This is a genomic window from Desulfamplus magnetovallimortis (genome assembly GCF_900170035.1).
In the GTDB taxonomy this organism is placed as follows: Bacteria; Desulfobacterota; Desulfobacteria; order Desulfobacterales; family Desulfobacteraceae; genus Desulfamplus; species Desulfamplus magnetovallimortis.
The window spans coordinates 221226-241181 of record NZ_LT828545.1; the positions used below are offsets into that span (position 1 = coordinate 221226).

The following is a 19956-nucleotide window of genomic DNA, read 5'->3' on the forward strand; positions in this document are numbered from 1 at the left end:
ATTGAATAACATTGAAATTCAAAACGTATCCAAGGTTTTTCCAAGGTTTGATGCCGGAAGGAATATTGTTCTTGATGATATCTCCTTTTCCATAAAAAGTGGAGATTTTGTTACTGTTCTTGGGGAGTCCGGCGGTGGCAAGACCACTTTGCTCAATCTTATCGCGGGGCTTGAATCCCCAACATCGGGGGAAATTCTTATTGATGGCAAAAAGATTGAGGGTAGCCATCCTTCACGCTCCATGCTTTTTCAGCAGCCTGTGTTGATTCCATGGCTCTCTGTCAAGGATAATGTGGCCTATGGTTGCAGGTTAAGGGGTGACCTTGATCGACTTGATTACAGGGTGCATCAGTTTCTTGAGATGATGGGGCTATCCTGTTTTGAAAATGCCAAACCATCCTCACTGTCACTTGGTATGGCACAGAGGGTTTGTCTTGCCAGGGCACTTGTCGGGAGAGCAGAGATGTTGCTGTTGGATGAACCTTTTGCATCTCTTGATACGTTTACCCAGGCTCATATCCAGGAGGAGCTGATAAATATCTGGCTAAGTGAAGCCTTTACCGCTGTTTTTGTGACCCATGACATTGATGAGGCGATTCTTCTGGGAAACAAGATTATTCTTCTTGGTGGCTATCCTGGCAGGATATGGGGTGTTTATGATATTGCAGAACCTTACCCAAGAAACATGGATTGTGAAAAACTGAAATCATTCAGACGGGAAATACTGGCTAATTTTAAAAGAGCGCATGTGGGCAACAGGAGGTTTCTCCAATGAAGCATTTTCTAAAAAATCATTCTTTTATCAATGGAGCTGCGAACATTGAACAGAATGCTCAAAGCTCTGCTACACTTGATTCTACTGCCTTTGATAATGGGAGTAGTTATTGTAAAAAACTTGACAGGCGTTCTTTTTTAAAGAAGAGTGTTGCCGCAACCATAGGTGCAACCCTTATGCCGTTACCCATGAAGGCATTTGCCCGTGAACCTGAACTTAAAATAGGCTACATCCCCATTACAGATGCCACCCCGCTTTTGATTGCCCACAGCCTCGGATTTTTCAGGGACGAAGGTTTGAAAGTTCAAAGACCTGTCATGATACGCTCCTGGACTGTTCTCACCGAATCTTTTATCGGAGGGAAATTTAATCTTACGCACATGCTTTTTCCCATACCTGTCTGGATGCGTTTCAGCCGCAATATTCCTGTTAAGGTGCTGGCCTGGGATCACACAAACGGCAGCGCTGTGACAGTACATGGGGAATCTGGTATAAGGGGATTTGGTGACCTTGGCGGTAAACAGATTGCAGTTCCCTCATGGTACTCCATGCATAACTTTATTCTTCAGATGGGCATAATGGCAAAGGGCCTGACACCTGTAATAAGACCACAGGATGCAGAGTTGAAATCTGATGAAGTTAATCTGTTTGTCCTTCCTCCTTCTGAGATGCCTCCTGCTCTTTTAGGAAGAAAAATGGATGGCTTTATTGTTGCAGAACCATTTAATGCATTGGCTGAAATGAAGCTAAATGCAAGGATAATGCGTTTTACAGGAGATATCTGGAAAAATCATCCATGTTGTGTGCTTGTATCACATGAACAACTATTAAAGGAGCAGCCGGTATTTATCCAGAAAGCAGTAAATGCTGTTGTTCGTGCCCAGTTGTGGTGCACAAAAAATCCTGAAAGGGCAGCTCACATCCTGAGCCGTGAAGGAGACGGATATCTTCCTGTGCATGAGGAGGTGCTTTTGAGGGTATTTACAGGATACGATGACAAAAAATATCTTGAAGGTCCCAAGCCAAGACCTATAATGCATCCGGAGTGGCAAACAGGCAGGATAGGATTTCAACCTTATCCATATCCTTCAGCAACCCGTTTTATTATTGAACAGATGGCAAGGACAAAGGTTGAAGGTGACACTGACTTTATCAGGGCAATAGATCCTGTGCGTGGTGCCGGCCTCCTTGTGGATGACACTTTTGTAAAAAAAGCCATGCAGGAGATGAGAGTTCATGGTACCTTTGGCAGTGAAGAAGATTTTACATCATTTGCCCGGGAAGAGGTTATAGAGATTGGCTAAGGACAAAGTTTATATAAATCCTGATCTGAAATTCGATGCTGCACCCGATCCTGATAGAGATGTTGGTTCTGACTTCTCTTCTGATATCAATGAGAAAATGTCCGGTTGGGGAGAGAATGATTTATATCGAGAATCTTCCCGGATAGAAGATGGTTCGGCAATTGAGGAAAAACTTGATTTTCCACTTGATCAGGAAGGTTTTCGCTCTGATTCTCATCCAATTAAGAGTGAGAATCGTTTCAGTTTTCAAGCCTTTTTTGCCTATCGTGCTGAAAGTTTTAAATATGAATCTTTAGGTATTATTCTTCTCTTCACTATGTGGATGGTTGGCGGCATAATCTTTGTTTATATATCAGGCCATGAGCAGTTCAATGATTTTTTGCCTGTTCCTGCTTTCAAAGCGCTTTTCAGGGCAATTCAGGAAGATCGTTTCTGGTTTTCTGTTTGGGCAAGTATAAGGCGTGTTTTAACCGGAATAACCATTGCAGCCCTAATTGGCGTGCCTTTGGGACTTGTAACCGGATTCTATCCTGTGCTTCGCAATATTGCCTATGCACCCACCCAGTTTTTGAGAATGATAAGCCCTCTGGCTTGGATGCCTGTGGCATTGATTCTTTTTACAAGTTTTGAGTCTGCAATCTGTTTTTTGATAGCAATGGCAACAGTCTGGCCGATTATTCTCAATACAGCTTCCGGTGTTGCAACCATAAATCCTCAGTGGATAGAGATGGCAATGAATCAGGGAGCAAGTTCTCCCCAGCTATTACGTACCATTGTTATTCCGGCATCACTGCCGGCGATTTTGTCAAGTTTGCGACTTGCCCTTGGTGTTGCATGGATTGTTCTTGTGCCTGCGGAGTTTCTTGGTGTTGCAAGTGGTCTTGGGTACCTCATAAACGATGCAAGAGATACCCTTGAATATGACATGCTGATGGCCATGATTATTGCTATTGGAATCATGGGCTTTGTTTTGGATAAAGTTTTCCAGTATATTCAGGCTGTGGTTGTAAGGTCGTGGATGCAATAGCCTGGAGTATTTCCAAGTCAGAAGCATTCGTGCTATATGGGCATGATCGTATATTAACTATCCCATAATACGGACATATGATTCGTTTTTGTGGTAAAAATAATATGTTATAGAGACTTTTGGCATGCTTCAACTTTTTTGCTTTTTATCTATAGCATTCCAGATTAATAAAGCTTATAGTATAGATTTTTCCATTTTTTTCTTTCCAAAACAAATGATTATGGAAAAGTCTGCCCGAAGGGGGCTAACTTCTTCGGTGTGAATGGTATGGACACGGTACACCGTGACATTACTCAAGAGTCCTAACTTCTCAAATCCACCACCACATATTGTATTTTCAATTCTTTGAAAAATACTATCTGTGGTCTCCATTTAGAGAACTTATGACTAACGAGGACATTACAACAAAGTTATTTTTCTGGAAATCTATATAAAGCCTTGTTGAAATGGTTTTAAGGTAAATCAGATGAGATATGGAGTATGCCAGATTTTTACATAAAAAATCTAAGGAGTGTTTTTATGGCAGTGGATCCTAAAATCAAAATTCTTATAGCAGATGATTCAGGCACAATGCGTATCATGTTCAAGCAGATGCTGAACAAGGCCGGCTTTGAAAATATTACGGTTGCCGTGGATGGCAGTGATGGAATTAAGAAGGTGCAGGAGCAGAAGCCTGATCTGGTTATCAGTGACTGGAACATGCCTCGACTTGATGGACTTGAGTTTCTCCAATGGCTTCGGAAAACACCACCTTATCAGGATATCCCTTTTATTATGGCCACAGCCCAGGCAGATAAGGGACAGCAGATTGCAATAAAAGAGGCAGGTGGCAATGGGCATGTACCAAAACCATTTGATTCCAATCAGATAAAGGATGCTATCTATAAGGTCTTTGCACCTGAAGCTGTTGCTCAATCTGGCCCAAGAACACGCAATATTATTGACGGGAAGGTTGAGATAACTGTTGCACATATTCAGATTACCGACCATCTTGCCCTTGGAGCATTGAAACACCGCATAGAGACAGGAGAAATTGCTCCGCGTCATTTCCAGCTAAAAGTTGAGAAAAAACCTGGCTGGAATCCCATTCAGGAGGGACTTGAGACAGGGGAGCTTGACTGTGCCTTTGTGCTTGCCCCAATTGCAATGGATCTTTTTGCATATGATTCTCCAATACAGCTTGTGCTCCTTGCCCATAAAAATGGAAGTACTTTTGTCAGAAGCAGGCATTATGATCCACGCTTTGATTCACTTCAAAGTTTTTACAAATATAAGGTAGTTGATATTCCCCATAAAATGTCAATTCATCATATGCTTGCACATCAGTTTCTAAAGGAGCTGGGGCTGAAACCAGGTGTGCCGGGTAAAAAGGCCATAAACGTAAGATTTGAGGTTGTTCCTCCCATCAAGATGCCCGGAATAATGAAGGAAAATGAAGATGTGGCAGGTTTTATGGTTGCAGAGCCAATTGCCACCAAGGCAATTGCCCTTGAGATCGGAAACCTTGAATTTCTATCGTCCACCCGCTGGGATAAGCACCCCTGCTGTATTGTTGCCATGCAGAAGGAGTTTATCCAGAACTATCCTGATGCAGTCCAGGAATTTGTATCTCTTTTGATTGAAACAGGACAGTATGTGGAGCAGGATAAGCCAAGGGCTGCACAGATTGCTGTTAATTTTCTTGATCCTGACGGAAAGCTTGGCCTCAGTACTGCTGTGCTTGAAAAAGTGTTTGCTCAACCCATGGCTATTCGTATGGATGATCTTTATCCAGTTCTGGAAGATTTCGACCGTATCCAGAAATATATGCATGATGTTATGGAAATTGGAAAAATTATTGATCTTGAGAAATTTATAGACACAACTTTTGCCCACAAGGCAGTAATGCAGATGCATGGTTGAGGATAACAGTGAAAGTAACCCATCCAGATGTCATAAAAACTGGTGAAAAAGATTTAATTGACTCCATTAAAGAAGATCTTGACTGGGATGCCATCAGGGTGCTTGTTGCTGAAGGAGTCAGAAAAACCACCTTCAGGTCAAATGGTGGAGAGATTGTAGTACATGAGGGAGAGATTGCCTTCAAGATAGATGTGGAGGTCAGAACCTCTGTTTCACTGTTTTTTGACAGACAGGGAAACTACATAAAAATGAAAGAGATTGATGCTTCAGAAGAGGGTGGAGGAAAAACAGAAGCTGGAGCAGATATAAATGATTCTCAGAAAAGATCTGAAACAGATGATTCTCAGGAAAGCCTTGACCCTGAGCCTGAAGTGGGCATGGAATATGACAATGAGATGAAAAAAAACAGTGATTCAGAGGAGCCAGATGATCTTGAAGATTCCGTGACAGAAGATTTAATGGCAGAAAATTCCGTGACAGAAGATTCCGTGACAGAAGATTCCGTGTCAGAAGATTTCATGGCAGAAGATTCCGTGACAGAAGATTTCATGGCAGAAGATTCCGTGACAGAAGATTTCATGACAGAAGATTCCGTGACAGAAGATTTCATGGTAGAAGACTCCGTGACAGAAGACTCCATGATTGAAGATTCCGTGATTGAAGGATCTGAAGAGCTTGCTGAAGAATTTGAAAGAGAAAATGGGCAATCAATTGATGAGGATATAATGCAGGATTTTGAGGATGTTCTCTCTTTTTCCGGAGATAATGACCACGAAAATACAGATGAGGATATCGAATCACTGCTGAAAGAGAGCCGTGATTTTTGGGAAAACAGAAAAAAGTGACAAGTATCGGGCATCTTCTATATGTTTTATCTCATGAAAATTGAACCTGGGGTTAAACCGTCATGCCACTCATCGGTCACCCTGGATCATGAAAATCATGAAGGGGATTTTCAAGTTAAACAGCCATGATTGTGTATCAATCCCCTCATATATGGAAATGAGAGCCACTTTCACGGTAAAGATGTCTTATATGGTAATTATCTGTGATTAATACAGGATTGGAAAAATGGTAGAGATTGTGGGACAACAATCGGGAGCGGATATTGTGGAGCGTCTTGGGAAAATTAAATCCCGGGATGCTATTGAAGATGTTTTCAGGAAGTATATGGATGGAGAACACTATTCAAGGATAGCATCCATCTCAAATGGTGATGTGAGGCAGAAAATTGCCAATGCCATTGCCCTTTGCCGCCCCTGTAGTGTTTTTATTAACAGAGGAACTGAGGCTGACAGGCAGTTTATACGGGAACTTGCTTTGAAAAAAAGCGAAGAAGCCTCGCTTGCAATGAAAAATCATACTATTCACTATGATCTTGCCCAGGAGCAGGGCCGGATAGTGGACAGGACATACTATATTGTTGATGAGTGGGAGGATGTAAGTTCCCTTGCCCAGAGGATGAACCGTGAAACAGCTCTGAAAGAGGTAAAAACAAACCTTGCCGGTATCATGGAGGATATGACCATGATAATCGGTTTCTACATGCGCGGACCTGTAGGGGCACCTGTATCCAATCCTGCAATTGAAATCACAAGCTCTGCCTATGTTGCCCACAGTGCCGAGATTCTCTACCGGAATGCATATGAGGATTTTGATGACGAAGTCAAACGTGCAGGGCACTTTTTTACCAATATCCACAGTGAAGGCCTGAATAGACCGGAAGATCTTCCTGATGCAAGGGTTCTCATGGATCGCCACTATCGGACTACATACAGTTTTAAATGCACATATGCAGGAAATACCTTGCTTCTTAAAAAAGGGAACCACAGGTTTGCAGTTGACAAGGCTGTATATGAAGGGAATGGCAAAGAGCTTGCAGAACATATGTTTATAACAGGCATAAATGGCCCTTCAGGAAGGGTGACCTGGTGCGCCGGTGCTGCTCCCAGCGGATGCGGTAAAACCACAACAGCCATGGCAGGCAGCCACTTTGTGGGTGATGATCTTGCCCAGATGTGGATAGCAAAAGATGGCACAATTCGGTCAGTTAATCCCGAATGCGGTATTTTCGGCATTGTGGAGGATGTCAACTGGGAAGGTGATCCAATGCTCATGGAAAACCTGAGAAAACCAGGTGCTGAAGTGATCTGGTCAAATGTTCTTGTTGATGATAATGGGGTTCCCCACTGGACAGGCAATGGAGAAGAGTTGCCGGAAAGTGGCATCAATTTCCAGGGCAGATGGCACAAAGGTATGAAGGAAGAGAGCGGCAAGCCTGTTCCTGTTTCACATCCCAATGCAAGGTGTACAATTGCTTCATCTTTTCTTGGAAATTACTCAGAAGAAGCGGAAAACCCCAAAGGTGTCCTGACAAGGATTTTTACATACAGTGGCAGAGACAGTGATACAATGCCCCCTTTGTGGGTTGCAAAAAATTCAGATCAGGGAGTTGTTCTTGGGGCATGCATTGTCTCGGCAGCAACTGCCACAGAAGTTGGTGCAACCGGAGTTAAACGTGCTCCCTGGGCAAATGCTCCATTTATTCCTGGTTCCCTTGGAGATTATATGGAGGCTCAGTTCAGTTTTTTTGGCAACCCTGACATTGCATTGGAACATAAACCTGTTATGGCAGGACTCAATTATTTTTTGACACACAAGGCAAGGGGTGGAGACTCTGATAAACTGCTTGGGGAGAAAAAGGACGTAAAGGTCTGGCTGGCATGGCTTGAAAGGTTTGCTCATGGTGATGTGAGTTACATTGAAACCCCCATAGGATATATTCCGGTTTATGATGATTTAAAAACACTTTTCAGTGAAATCATTTATAAACAATATCCTGAAGCGCTTTATGAGAAGCAGTTTTCGCTCTATGTCGATAATATTGTAAAAAGGCTTGAGCTTCAGATTGATGCTTACTCTAAGGAGTCTGGAATTCCGGATAAACTTTTTGATGTGCTTAAAAGTCAGATGGATGAACTTCTTCAGTTGAAAGATGTAAAAGGTGCTGTTGTTTCTCCTTTTGATATGTGATTAATTGATTGTTTTCATTGATAAATTTGGCATCTTTCAAATCATCCCAAAATTAGTTGACATCCTTCATATCAACTCAAAATTAGTTTACACTTTTCGAAAAATTCTGAACCATGATTAAAGGATTTAAGGATTAACACGATTAAAAATCAAGATAATCCCTTAATCATGAAAATCATGGTTCAAAAAAAGTGTAAACCGACAAATGAAAGATGCCAATTAGTTTACACTTTTTTTATGGAAAAACCCTATAAATGGGCGTGGTTTCCCAGAAAGTGTAAAGCGGGAAATGAAACATGCCTTTTTATTTATGAAAAGATAAAACAGTTTTTTTTAACCTGATAGTGTTTGAATCAGGCGGATTATTTGTAATGACTTACGGGTCAAATTTTAGAGATAATTATAAAGGTGATAAGTAATGGTAAGAATTGAAACAAATATGGGTGAAATCGTTTTGGAACTGAATGGGGAAAAATCTCCAAAAACCGTTGAAAACTTTCTTTCCTATGTCAAGGCAGGACATTATGACGGAACGATTTTCCACAGGGTTATCAATGGATTCATGATCCAGGGCGGTGGAATGACAGAAGATATGAAGGAAAAAGAGACCAATCCACCCATTGAAAACGAGGCAGATAACGGCCTTACCAATGATCCATATACAGTTGCCATGGCAAGAACCATGGACCCTAACAGTGCAACAGCCCAGTTTTTCATTAATGTGAAGAAAAACGATTTTCTTAATTTTTCATCCAAAACTCCACAAGGCTGGGGATATGCTGTTTTTGGGAAAGTTGCAAAGGGGCATGGTGTGGTTAACAAGATCAAGGCAGTTGCCACAGGAAGCAAGGCAGGCCATGATGATGTGCCAAAAGAACCTGTCACCATTATCAAGGCAGAGGTTGTTGAAGAGTAATTTTTTCTCTTTGATGCCGTCTGAATCAGGATAATCAGAGTGAAAAAGATCTTCAGGATAGATATTGGTTATAGATCACAAAATCGACATCTTATTGCTTTTTCAGAAGTTCTTGTATTTGTCTGAATCAGGATAACCAGGATGGATAGGATGTTCAGGATAGATATAATCCTGCCTTATCTTTGTTAATCCTGGGAATCCTGATTCAGACAGTGTTGACAAGGCTTACAAGATCATAGGTGTCAACTTTGAGTATAGATAGATAACCCTGCTTTATCCTGTTAATCCTGGATATCCTGATTCAGACAATTGTCAGAATCTTCAGAAGTATTCGTTAGTAGTCGGGTTTTTTTTACGTTTGTCACGCAAGCCTTAATCCATTCCATTTATAGCCTCATCAATATCCTTAGAAGCAGCGTTGCAAATCTGTGTCAGTTCTGAAGCCTCAATACCAAGGATAATGGCTGATTGAATATTTTCCATGTCCGTCGATGCCTCCCTTGCTGGAAAGCCATGACCCATTGTTACCGAAAGCTGGTCTGCAAGGTTTACAACCAGCACTTCATTGTCTATCTCGTCATCAAATTTGTCCCATTCATGCAATCTTGCAACATCCACAAAATCTTTTCCAAAATTCCAAGTTTTGAAAAGCGTTCCTCCAAAACTTGCATGAACCTCAATTACACTGCTGATAAGTTCGTCAACAAGAGCTTGGTTGTTTTCCATCATATCTTTTTGTGCAGAGTCTTTTTTCTGTTTTGCGATAATGTCATCAATATTTTTTATAAGAAGTGTTGCCCCCACATCATGTATGAGACCCTTTACAAATGCCTGCTCTTCCTTTACTGACCACACTTTGCCTGCAATATGCCTTGAAAGATGGGCAACGGCAAAGGAGTGTTTCCATAGCAGATCCATAACAGGTTTTATATAAGGCACTTTGGTTTCGTAAAGTCCTTTATTTGCAATTTCAGAGACAATGGATCTTGTTTTATCAAGGCCAAGGCGACTGATGGCCATCTTCACATCTTTAATGTTTTCAACCCCTCCGTAATATGGAGAATTTGCGGCCTTGATAAGGTTGATTGATATTGCTGTATCTTTTTTTATTATTTTTGCCATTTCAGAAGAGGATGCATTGGGTGAATTCATCATGTCCTGGAGTTCCTGAACAATGAATGGCAATGATGGCAACTCAACCTTTCCCTTCTTAAATCCCTCAATTGCATCGGCAACCATTTTTGATATGGAAAGCTCTGTTTCAGTGGGAGGAGCAGCATCAGGGGTAAAACCCATTTTTTGCATTTTTTCAATTACAACATGCTTTTTAAAAGGTTTTACAGCATAGTCATCGCATCCGGCAACATAACAGGCGATAACAGTGTCTTTGTCAGCATAGGATGTCAGCATCAGAACTTTTGTCCTGTCTTCCTTTGTGATATTCTTTTTTTTCTCAAAGCTTCTGACCTCTTTCAACAGCTCAATGCCATCCATCTCCGGCATTGAAACGTCCAGAATAAGCATATCAAAGGGAGTGCCTTCGTCAAAATTTTTTACAAAGGCTTCCAATGCAGGTTTTCCGGTTTCAAAAAGCTCTGTCTCACCAATCTCGGAAAGCATTTTAGCGATTCTTAGACGGCTGACAGGTTCATCTTCTGCTACCAGTATTTTCATTAATATTAATACCTTTTTGATTTTGGTCTTTTAGGTAAAAAATGATAGAAAAATGGGTTTTATGCTCCCTCTTCAATGATTCTTTTAAGTATCATAAACTGGTTTTCCAGCTCAGAGATTAGTTGTATCAGTGTTCTTAAATCCTTATTTTTGCCTGCTTTTTCCATTTCCCAGGCTGTTTGCTGCATTTTTTCACTGCTTACGTTTGCGGCTGCACCTTTTATTCTGTGAGCAAGTTTTATTGCATTGTCAATATCTTTCTTCTCTATGAAATTGCGAAGCTCCTTTATATCACAGGGAGTTTTTTCAAGAAACAGGGTACTTACAGATAGTCCAAGCTCTTCATCTCCATCCATCAGTTCCAGAAATTTTTGTCTGTCAAATATGGCCGGATGCTCTGTTTTGGTTGTTTTGTCTGTTTGTGTTTTTTTTTCATTCGTTACTTCATTTGAGTTGAATTTTGCAGATTTATCTTTGTCTTGGTGGGGAAAAAATTGGTTGGCAGGTTTTGATATGGTATCTTTGTGACCAGCCCATTTTGTAATTGCAGCCATGAGAAGTTTGGGGTTAACAGGTTTGGTGAGGTAATCGTCCATTCCTGCTTCAAGGCATTTTTCACGGTCGCCTTTCATTGCATGTGCGGTCAGGGCAATAATGGGGAGATTGTGGTTTTGGACATTTGATTCAGGGTTGCGTATAAGTCTTGTGGCTTCAAGGCCATCCATTTTAGGCATCTGCACATCCATGATGACAATATCCCATAAATGTTTCTCCATAAGAGTTATTGCCTCCAGGCCGTTGAATGCTGTGGTTGCTGACAGGCCAAAATGGTTGAGAATTCCCATGACAACCATCTGGTTGGTAGGGTTGTCTTCAACAAGTAGTATTTTGATATCAGGTCTTAAAAATGCTTCGTTCTTCCTATTAGATAAACTCTTTTTGTCATAATGGCTTTGTGGGTTTCCCGAGTGATCGCCTATTGTTTTTTCTCTGTGTCGGGTTTCTGTTTTTTGGTTATCATAATATGTTATCTCTTTTATATGTTGAGCTTCAAGTTCTTTGGTCTCATGGAGTTCTGCTTTGCTTTTATATTGATTTTCCTGTTTTCCTGTGTCACTGGAGTGTGATTGATCGCTGTCCGGTTCGCTTGATGTCAGAATATCAAAAAGGATATTTTGCAAGTCATCCATGCTGACAGGTTTGGTAATAGATGTATTAAAACCTGTTGCTTTGATGCGTGAAACAAGTTCTTCATCGTTCATGGAATCCTGTGGGAGCATCATTACAAGTTTTATTTGCTTGAGCCGTTTATCAGCTCTTATTGCACGCCCAAGAGATTCGCCATTCATACCTGGCAACTGCATATCAACAAAAACTATTGAAAAAGGAAGATTTTTTTCCTGGGCACTATATACATTCTGGAGAGCTTTTGGGGCACTATCCACCTCTGTTACTTCTATTTGCCATTTTGCCAGTTGATCTGCAAGAATTTTTCTGTCTGTGGCAATGGAATCAACAGCCAAAATTCGGATTTCACTGAAAAAAGTGTTCAATGCCAGAAATTCTCCTTTGATTCTATGTGGTCTTGAATAACGGCCATGGCAGATCCATCTGCCACAACGAAGCATGAAAGTCCTATAGCTCCTTAAAAGACGGGGCTTTCTTATAACGTACATGGCTGATCACCGCCACAATCGAAGAGATGAAAATCGTTTTAAAACAGCCTGTTACAGAGACTTTCATATAAAACTTATGAAAAGGCAATAATATGTCTATTTTGAGTATAAACACATTTGGGAGACTGCCGAATTTGGCAGTGATAGTTTAACAAAAAAAATTGGCACAGGCATTACAGTTATGATCAATCCGTTAAATATATCAATATATCCCTTGTTTTCAAGAAATATCTGCTCTATATCTATAGTACTTCAGATAATTTTTTTTACGTCTAACAGAACACATTTTTAAAGGATGCTCATTATGACTGAAAAACAAATAGAAGTGTATATAAAAGAAAACAAAAAAATAAAAACAGTAATTTTATGCCCATGGTAATATTTTTTCTTTTTTGGGCGATGATCATTTGCCCTGTAGTTGTTTTTGCAGGTAGTGATGTGGGGAACGCTTCTGTGAAAACCGCCAACTCGGATTCCAAGGCTGGGCAAAAGGTGGCTCTGGTCATGAAAGCTCTATCAAATCCTTTTTTTGCAAAAATGGAAAAGGGTGCTAAGGATTATGCCCATAAAAATGGTATTCATCTTGAAGTGTTCGGAGTTGAAAGGGAAACTGATGTCCAGGAACAGATCACAATTGTGAAACGTCTGATCCAGCAGAAGTACCCTGCAATTGTAATTGCACCTGCTGATTCAAAACGTCTTGTTCCTGTTGTCAGGGAGGCAGTGGATAAAAATATTGTAATTATCAATATTGATAATGCCCTTGATAAAAATACCCTTGGTGAAGCAGGAATAAAGGTTCCTTTTGTGGGATCTGATAACTTTTTAGGTTCACGAATGACAGGCGATTACGTGCGAAGCAAGCTGCCCAAAGGGGGTAACGTACTTTATATTGAGGGTATCCGTGGGAATGAGAATGCCGATTTGAGGAGGGATGGTTTTCTTGCAGGTATCTCTTCTGCACCATTCAAAATTCTGGGCACTATTTCCGCCAACTGGCATGCAGATGAGGCTATGAATCAGGTTGCGGACTTTCTTTCACGCACAAAAGAGTCAGTGGATGTGATTGCCTGTGCCAACGATGTTATGGCACTTGGGGCACTTCAGGCCATTAATGCTTTTATGGAAGGAGAAAAACGTCCACTTGTTACAGGCTATGACAATATCCCTGAAGTTCGTTCGGAACTTTTTAACGGCAACATACAGGCAACCATTGAGCAGCATCCAGAGATGATGGGGGCTTATGGTTTAAAGCTTGCTGTTCAGTCGCTTAAGGGGGAAACTGTTCCAGTCTATGAGCCAACCCCCCTTGATCTTGTCTCTTTTGATACTTTCGGAAAGAAGGTCATGTTAAGTGTCTCCAATCTTGAAAATCCTTTTTTTACAACAATGGTTGATGGAGCAAGGGAGGCGGCAGAGCTGCATGGCATGACCATTGAGGTTGTGGATGCAAAAAATGATAATGCACGACAGCTTGAGGATATTTCGACATATCTGGAGCAGGGAATGGATCTTTTTATTGTGAATCCAACAGACAGTGTTGCAAGCGGTCCCGGCATTGAACTTGCTAACAGTGTTGGAGTACCTGTGATAACAGTTGATCGGCATTCCATTGATGGAACGGTTGCTGCACACATTGCCTCTGATAACAGTCAGGGCGGCCGTATGGCTGCTCAATATATCCATGAGAATTTTCCTGATGGATGCAAAATACTTGAAATTCAGGGGATACTTGGTACATCTGCTGCACATGAACGGGGAACCGGATTTAATGATTACTTCAGGGAGTATAAAGGATTTGATATTGAAAGGGTAACCGCAGATTTTGATGGAGAAAAGGCAAAAAAAACAGTGAGAGAGATGCTTGGTCAAGGACGGCTCTATGATGCTGTTTTTGCTCACAATGATGAGATGATTTTTGGTGCCCTGACAGCTTTTCAGGAATCAGGAGTTGCGGCTCTGCCAATTTTGGTTGGCTTTGATGCAATTGATAAGGTTGTTGATGCTGTAAAGAAAGATGTAATAAGTGCAACCATTGCCCAGAAACCCTATGTGATGGGAGGAATGGCCATTGGAGTTGCCGCCGATTTATTGAGAAACATGGACGTTAAGAGTGAAATAAGGGTTGGACTTCAGTTGATAAATTGAGCCTATTATTTGGGGTGTGTCATTTGCTCAAAGTGGACACCTATGATCTTGTAAGCCTTGTCAACACTGGCTGAATCAGGATTCCCAAGATTAACAAAGATAAGGCAGGATTATCTATCCTGAGCATCCTATCCATCCTGGTTATCCTGGTTCAGACAACTGCAATAACTTCTGAAAAAGCAATAAGATGTCGATTTTGAGCATTTGGTTGAAATCTCCAATTGCATTTATAAGAAAGTCCCCGTCTTTTAAGGTTCTAAGGACTTTCATGCTTCGTTGTGGCAGGTGTGTCTGCCATGGCCGTTATATAGAGTATTATATGCACATGATAAAGATATATTTATGAAGAAAAGTATTAAAAAACGATTCTATTTTATAGTTGGAGTTACATTAACACTGGGCAGTGTTTTGATAGCCTATATGCTTGTACTCAGCCAGCACATGAACGATCAGATAAACATTGTTCTTCATACAGTGGAGATAGAGAGAAAAATTTCAGGTGTTGTGGAGCAGTTTCAGCACGCCCGTTATCTCCAGAGTAATATTTTATCGTCAGGTCTTATAAGTGCCGAGGATGAAATTGCATATGATAACAGGCTTACAAGTATGCATGATATATTACTTTCAATTGATTTGGCTTTCCTTGAAAAAGATTTTGATTCTTTCGTCTTCAAGGTGAAGCAAAATATAAAAAGAAGCAGAGAGCTCTTTGCCGAACTTGTTCAGCTAAAGACAAAAGAGAGGCTCAATAGAACAGAAATTGATGCAACATATAAAAATATAGTATCAAGTGTTCTTATGCAGTCGGATATTTATCTTATACGCCAGTTGTTCAATATTGCCCGATTTCAGAACGACTACTTTATTTTTAAGAATGAATCAAAACTTAAGGCTATTAAGATAGTGGCCACTGCTTTCAAAAGAAAGGTGGAGTCAAGGGAGATTGTAAAGGGACGCATCACATCAATTATTGATAACTATATTGCCCTGATAGAGACTGATTTTTCAATATACCACAGGGCACATAAACTTGACGGGCAGTTTGAGGATGTTAGCCAGGAGTTGAGAAATACACTTGACATCATTACAACAATGACAAGAGATATTGCCCATTCTACAAATCAAAATGCACGTTCCATGCTGCGAAATATAAAATTTTCAATGCTGATGGTTTCAACAGTATTACTTACATCGCTTCTGTTTTTGATGTGGATGCTTAACAAGAGGGTTATACAGCCTGTATATGCTTTGTCGGATCTTGCACAGACAGTTGAGCAGGGTGACATGGATGCCCGATGCAATGCAACAGGTGAAGATGAGCTGGCACGTCTTGGCGGGCTTATAAACCAGATGCTGGATACACTTAAACTTCGTAATCAGGAGCTGCTCTCCTTTCAGCGTAATCTTGAGGCAAAGGTGGAGAGCCGTACAAGTGAACTTCATGCAGCCATGGAAAAGGCACAGGCCTATGCAGAACAGGCAGATGCTGCAAGTCAGGCAAAAAGCCAGTTTCTGGCAAATATGTCCCATGAGATACGGACTCCGATGAACGGAGTTATTGGAATGACCGGCCTGCTTCTTGAGACCGAGCTTGACAGTGAGCAGAGGCGCTATGCAGAAGCAGTAGATGTAAGCGGTAAAGTCCTGCTTGATCTTATTAATGATATCCTGGATTTTTCCAAGATTGAGGCAGGAAAACTTGAGCTTGCTCCCTCGGATTTCAATTTGCAGGAGATGATGGATGACTTTGCAAGCATGATGGCATCAAGGGTTGCCGACAAAAATATTGAGTTTATCTGTGATGAGTTGCCCGATGTTCCATTGTTTTTAAATGGGGATGCTCCACGTCTGCGTCAGATTTTGATCAATCTTGTTGGTAACTCTTTTAAATTTACAGAAAGTGGTGAAATTGTTGTACAGGTATCCCTTGAAAAGGATTTTGCAATGGAGGATATCGGTGATAAGCGGGTAGAGCTTCACTTTGCAGTAAGGGATACTGGTATAGGCATTCCTGAAGACAAACAGGCGATGCTGTTTGAAAGTTTTACACAGGTGGATGCCTCAATTACAAGGCAGTATGGTGGTACAGGTCTTGGGCTTGCCATAAGCCGTCAGCTTGTAAACATGATGGGTGGCGAGATAGGTGTAAAAAGTGGAAATGGCAGAGGCTCCGAGTTTTGGTTTACAGTGATCCTTTCAAAGCAGTCAGCAAATATGGACTTGGAGAGAGGTTCTGAAAATCAACCTCACAATTCTGGCTACTTTAATAACATCCATTCTGTAAGCCCGTTAAATCTGAATTTGATGCAAAAGGATATTTTTTTGCAGAAGCTTCTTTTTTTGATAAATTCCCGTGTGCTTGTTGTTGATGACAATGAAACAAGTATGGAAATTATTTTGCGTCATTTAAAAACCCTTAAAATGCGTCCTGAAGGTGTGCTTGATGGAGCCGCTTGTCTTTCGCGTCTTTATGCAACAATGACAACCTCTGATCCTTTCAGGATTGTTTTGATAGACTCACGAATGCCGGGTATGGATGGCGAAGCCATATGCCGTGCAATTAGAGCTGATAGCCTTATGGATAATGTTTTTCTGGTGATGATGAGTTTCCCCGGTAATCAAAATAATATACAGAGTTTGAAAGATGCTGGGGTTTCGGCTTTTCTGCAAAAACCTGTAAGGTTGTCGGCAATGGTTGATGCTTTTGTCGGGCTTTCACAACGAGAGGTGCCCATTTTTGATGAAACAACTGCGTCGTCCATGGATTTCATTTTTAAGAATGGGGTTAATGTTCGTATTCTTCTTGTGGAAGATAATCTGGTAAATCAGAAGGTTGCCACTGAAGTTATCAAAAAAATGGGACTCTCTGTGGATATTGCATTTAACGGTATTGAGGCAGTTGATGCTGTCAGGGATAGTCGTTATGACTTGGTTCTTATGGATATGCAGATGCCGGAAATGGATGGACTTGAAGCCACAAGGCGCATCAGACAGCTTGGAGCTGGCAATTCAAGTATAGTTGATTCCGAAAAGGACTATTTTCTATCTTTGCCGATCATTGCCATGACAGCAAATTTTATGTCAGATGATCGGGAACGCTGCCTAAAAGCCGGCATGAATGACTATATATCCAAGCCTGTTATGCCAAGGATATTGGTTGAGGTGATAAACAAATGGATCTCTTAGGAATAAGTATTAAGACAATGTATTTCTCGGGAATGACCCTTAGACTTTTTAAGTTGCTGCGGGTTTTACTCAGCTTTTTGTGGGTTTTCATATATGTGGTAATAATTTCAGCAGAAACCGCAGATGCCATATCCATATCAAAGGAGAAGGAAATTGCCGATGAGTTTATGGAAACAATTAAAAAGCAGGGCAAAATAATCAATGATCCCATATCTTCTGCTCTTGTTTCAGGAATCGGAAAAACCATTGTCAGCAATCTTCCACCCCAGCCCTTTGCGTACTCATTCTATATAATGGATGAAGAGCAGTTCAATGCCTTTGCCGGGCCAGGATCCAATATTTTCATCAACCGTGGTCTTATCACATCCCTTGATACTGTGGATGAACTTGCCGGAATAATCGGCCATGAGATTGCACATTCATCCTGTCGCCACATATCCGATATGATTGATCAGTCAAGGGTTATGAGTATCGGAACCCTTGCCGGTGTGCTTGCTGGTGTGCTTGTAGGTGCGTCAGCAGGAGGCGGCACCGATCTTGGACAGGCTGTGGCAATAGGTTCAATGGCTGCGGGTCAGACCATGATGCTCTCTTACAGCCGTGAACATGAAAGTGAAGCAGATCAAAAGGGGCTTGCTTATATTGCTGCATCAAACTTTAATCCCATGGGGCTTCTTACAGGTCTTGAGAAGATAAGAAACAGGGATTGGTATGGCAGCGAGCATGTCCCTGACTACCTTAAAACACATCCTGGTACAACGGAACGAATTGTTAATATTCAATCCTGGCTTGAAAGGAATTCAGCCCCCAATGAAAACGCCATTTCTCCTGTTAACTCTTTCCGTTTTGAGATGGTAAAGTCTCGACTTGCAGCAATTTATGGGGATGAGTATGAGATGGAAAATAGATTTTTAGGAATCCTTGAAAAGAATCCGGAAAGTGCTCCTGCACATTATGGAATGGCACTTCTGATGGAGAGGAAAAACAGGGTGACAGAATCCCTTGAACACCTAAGGCATGCACTTTCCCAAAGGCCATTTGACCCTTTGATCCTGCTTGAGACAGGCAAGGTTAATATCCTTTCAGGCAATGCAGAAAAAGCTCTCCAGGTGGTGCAAGGACTTGAAAATATCTCTGAAATTGAGATGGATGTCTGGTATGTGAAATCTGAAGCACAATTGCTTCTTGGCAATTTTTCGGTGGCTGAAAAGGGTTTTGAAAAGGTTATTGCAAATGGTTCGCACCGCTTTCCAAAGGCATATTACCATATGGCCCTTATAAAGGATAAAAAAGATGCGGGTCCAGGCAAGAGTGATTCTATCTCTGAAACCCCTGCAATTTCTCATTATTTTCTTGGTCTATACTATTATGAGATGAAAAATATGAAAAATGCCAGGTTTCATCTGGAAAAAAGTATTGAAAATCTTGATGATAAAGAAAAACGATCAGAAGCTGAAAAAATACTTGGAAAGATCATAAAGCAGAAAAAAGAGGGATGAGAAGGGCTAATAACTTTATTAGAGAATTAGCATAATATATTGATATATAAAAACTTTAATACATGATTGTGCTCTCTTCGCAATCATGAGTGGTTATTAGAGAGTCTCTTGTTTACCGTGAAAATGACTATCATTTTTATATTTGGGGGTGATTGATACGCAAGTTTACTGTGAAATTACCCCCTATTATTTTCATAATCGGGGGCGGCAGTAGAGAGACAAGGCATGCCTTGTATCTACTGAATGAGGGTTTATTTTGTCTGATGAAGCGTAATTGAGTTTGCGCAGGAGGATATATGATACTTGATTATATCAATGAAGCCATGCATACTGCCATATATGAAGTTCTGGAGGATGATGGCTCTTTTTACGGAGAAATTCCTTCATGTCGAGGTGTATATGCCAATGCTTTGTCGCTTGAATCATGTCGCAACGAACTTGCCGGGGTTCTTGAGGAGTGGCTACTTATTCGTATTTACCGCAATTTGCCCATTCCCGAAATTAACGGAGTCACAGTTGAAATAAAGGCGGTCGCCTGATGGCTCCGGCATTTGGACCAATAAATCAAAGAGAACTCGTGAGGTGCATGAGACTACTTGGATTTGAAGGTCCTTTTTCCGGTGGTAAGCACCCTTTCATGATCAAGGGGGATTTGACGGTTACAATACCTAATCCACATCGTGGAGATATCGGAAGATCTTTGTTGTCAAGAATTCTTCGTCAGGCAGATATTGCACGCGAAGATTGGGAATCAATAAGTTGATTACTAAAGAATGACAGAACATGTATATTTTAAAAATCTATTCTTTTCCTGTA

General features: G+C 41.0%; 14 protein-coding genes. 12 read left to right on the forward strand and 2 right to left on the reverse strand.

Annotated elements, in window-relative coordinates; genetic code table 11:
- Position 1: 1 nt before the first annotated feature.
- From MTBBW1_RS12645 to MTBBW1_RS12675, 7 genes are all read left to right on the forward strand, one after another.
- On the forward strand, positions 2-775 hold the full coding sequence (locus MTBBW1_RS12645; RefSeq protein ID WP_245809369.1) for an ABC transporter ATP-binding protein: 774 nt from the start codon (positions 2-4) through the stop codon (positions 773-775).
- On the forward strand, positions 772-2079 hold the full coding sequence (locus MTBBW1_RS12650; RefSeq protein WP_080804134.1) for an ABC transporter substrate-binding protein: 1308 nt from the start codon (positions 772-774) through the stop codon (positions 2077-2079). Before MTBBW1_RS12645 ends, MTBBW1_RS12650 begins: the two co-directional genes overlap by 4 nt.
- Positions 2072-3106 (forward strand): ABC transporter permease, encoded by a 1035-nt coding sequence (locus MTBBW1_RS12655; protein ID WP_245809370.1) that lies wholly within the window; start codon positions 2072-2074, stop codon positions 3104-3106. The genes MTBBW1_RS12650 and MTBBW1_RS12655 overlap by 8 nt, the downstream gene beginning before the upstream one ends.
- Positions 3107-3625: 519 nt before the next feature.
- The gene (locus MTBBW1_RS12660; RefSeq protein WP_080804135.1) at positions 3626-5008 is read left to right on the forward strand and encodes an ABC transporter substrate-binding protein; all 1383 of its coding nucleotides are present in this window, start codon (positions 3626-3628) and stop codon (positions 5006-5008) included.
- 8 nt (positions 5009-5016) lie between these two features.
- A complete protein-coding gene (locus MTBBW1_RS12665; RefSeq protein ID WP_139786758.1) occupies positions 5017-5853 on the forward strand; it encodes a hypothetical protein in 837 nt (278 codons plus the stop codon).
- 226 nt (positions 5854-6079) lie between these two features.
- Complete coding sequence (locus MTBBW1_RS12670; protein WP_080804137.1) at positions 6080-8041, forward strand: phosphoenolpyruvate carboxykinase (GTP); 1962 nt, start codon at positions 6080-6082, stop codon at positions 8039-8041.
- Between the two features lie 418 nt (positions 8042-8459).
- Complete coding sequence (locus MTBBW1_RS12675; RefSeq protein ID WP_080804138.1) at positions 8460-8957, forward strand: peptidylprolyl isomerase; 498 nt, start codon at positions 8460-8462, stop codon at positions 8955-8957.
- Between the two features lie 372 nt (positions 8958-9329).
- Here MTBBW1_RS12675 and MTBBW1_RS12680 read toward each other — a convergent pair whose 3' ends face one another.
- Together MTBBW1_RS12680 and MTBBW1_RS12685 are read right to left on the reverse strand one after the other, a co-directional pair.
- The gene (locus MTBBW1_RS12680) at positions 9330-10631 is read right to left on the reverse strand and encodes an HDOD domain-containing protein (protein WP_080804139.1); all 1302 of its coding nucleotides are present in this window, start codon (positions 10629-10631) and stop codon (positions 9330-9332) included.
- Between the two features lie 59 nt (positions 10632-10690).
- Positions 10691-12307, reverse strand: a complete 1617-nt coding sequence (locus tag MTBBW1_RS12685; protein WP_080804140.1) for a response regulator — start codon at positions 12305-12307, stop codon at positions 10691-10693.
- 399 nt (positions 12308-12706) lie between these two features.
- Between MTBBW1_RS12685 and MTBBW1_RS12690 the strand changes: the two genes are divergently transcribed.
- From MTBBW1_RS12690 to MTBBW1_RS12710, 5 genes are all read left to right on the forward strand, one after another.
- Positions 12707-14455 carry a substrate-binding domain-containing protein gene (locus tag MTBBW1_RS12690; RefSeq protein ID WP_281255641.1) on the forward strand — a complete coding sequence of 583 codons (1749 nt, stop codon included), beginning with the start codon at positions 12707-12709 and terminating at the stop codon, positions 14453-14455.
- Positions 14456-14797: 342 nt separating this feature from the next.
- On the forward strand, positions 14798-17641 hold the full coding sequence (locus tag MTBBW1_RS12695) for a response regulator (RefSeq protein WP_080804142.1): 2844 nt from the start codon (positions 14798-14800) through the stop codon (positions 17639-17641).
- Positions 17629-19140 carry a M48 family metallopeptidase gene (locus MTBBW1_RS12700; protein ID WP_080804143.1) on the forward strand — a complete coding sequence of 504 codons (1512 nt, stop codon included), beginning with the start codon at positions 17629-17631 and terminating at the stop codon, positions 19138-19140. The genes MTBBW1_RS12695 and MTBBW1_RS12700 overlap by 13 nt, the downstream gene beginning before the upstream one ends.
- 296 nt (positions 19141-19436) lie before the next feature.
- Positions 19437-19679: a type II toxin-antitoxin system HicB family antitoxin gene (locus MTBBW1_RS12705; protein ID WP_080804144.1), complete on the forward strand. Its 243-nt coding sequence runs from the start codon at positions 19437-19439 to the stop codon at positions 19677-19679.
- Positions 19679-19903, forward strand: a complete 225-nt coding sequence (locus MTBBW1_RS12710) for a type II toxin-antitoxin system HicA family toxin (protein WP_080804145.1) — start codon at positions 19679-19681, stop codon at positions 19901-19903. The genes MTBBW1_RS12705 and MTBBW1_RS12710 overlap by 1 nt, the downstream gene beginning before the upstream one ends.
- Positions 19904-19956 lie beyond the last annotated feature (53 nt).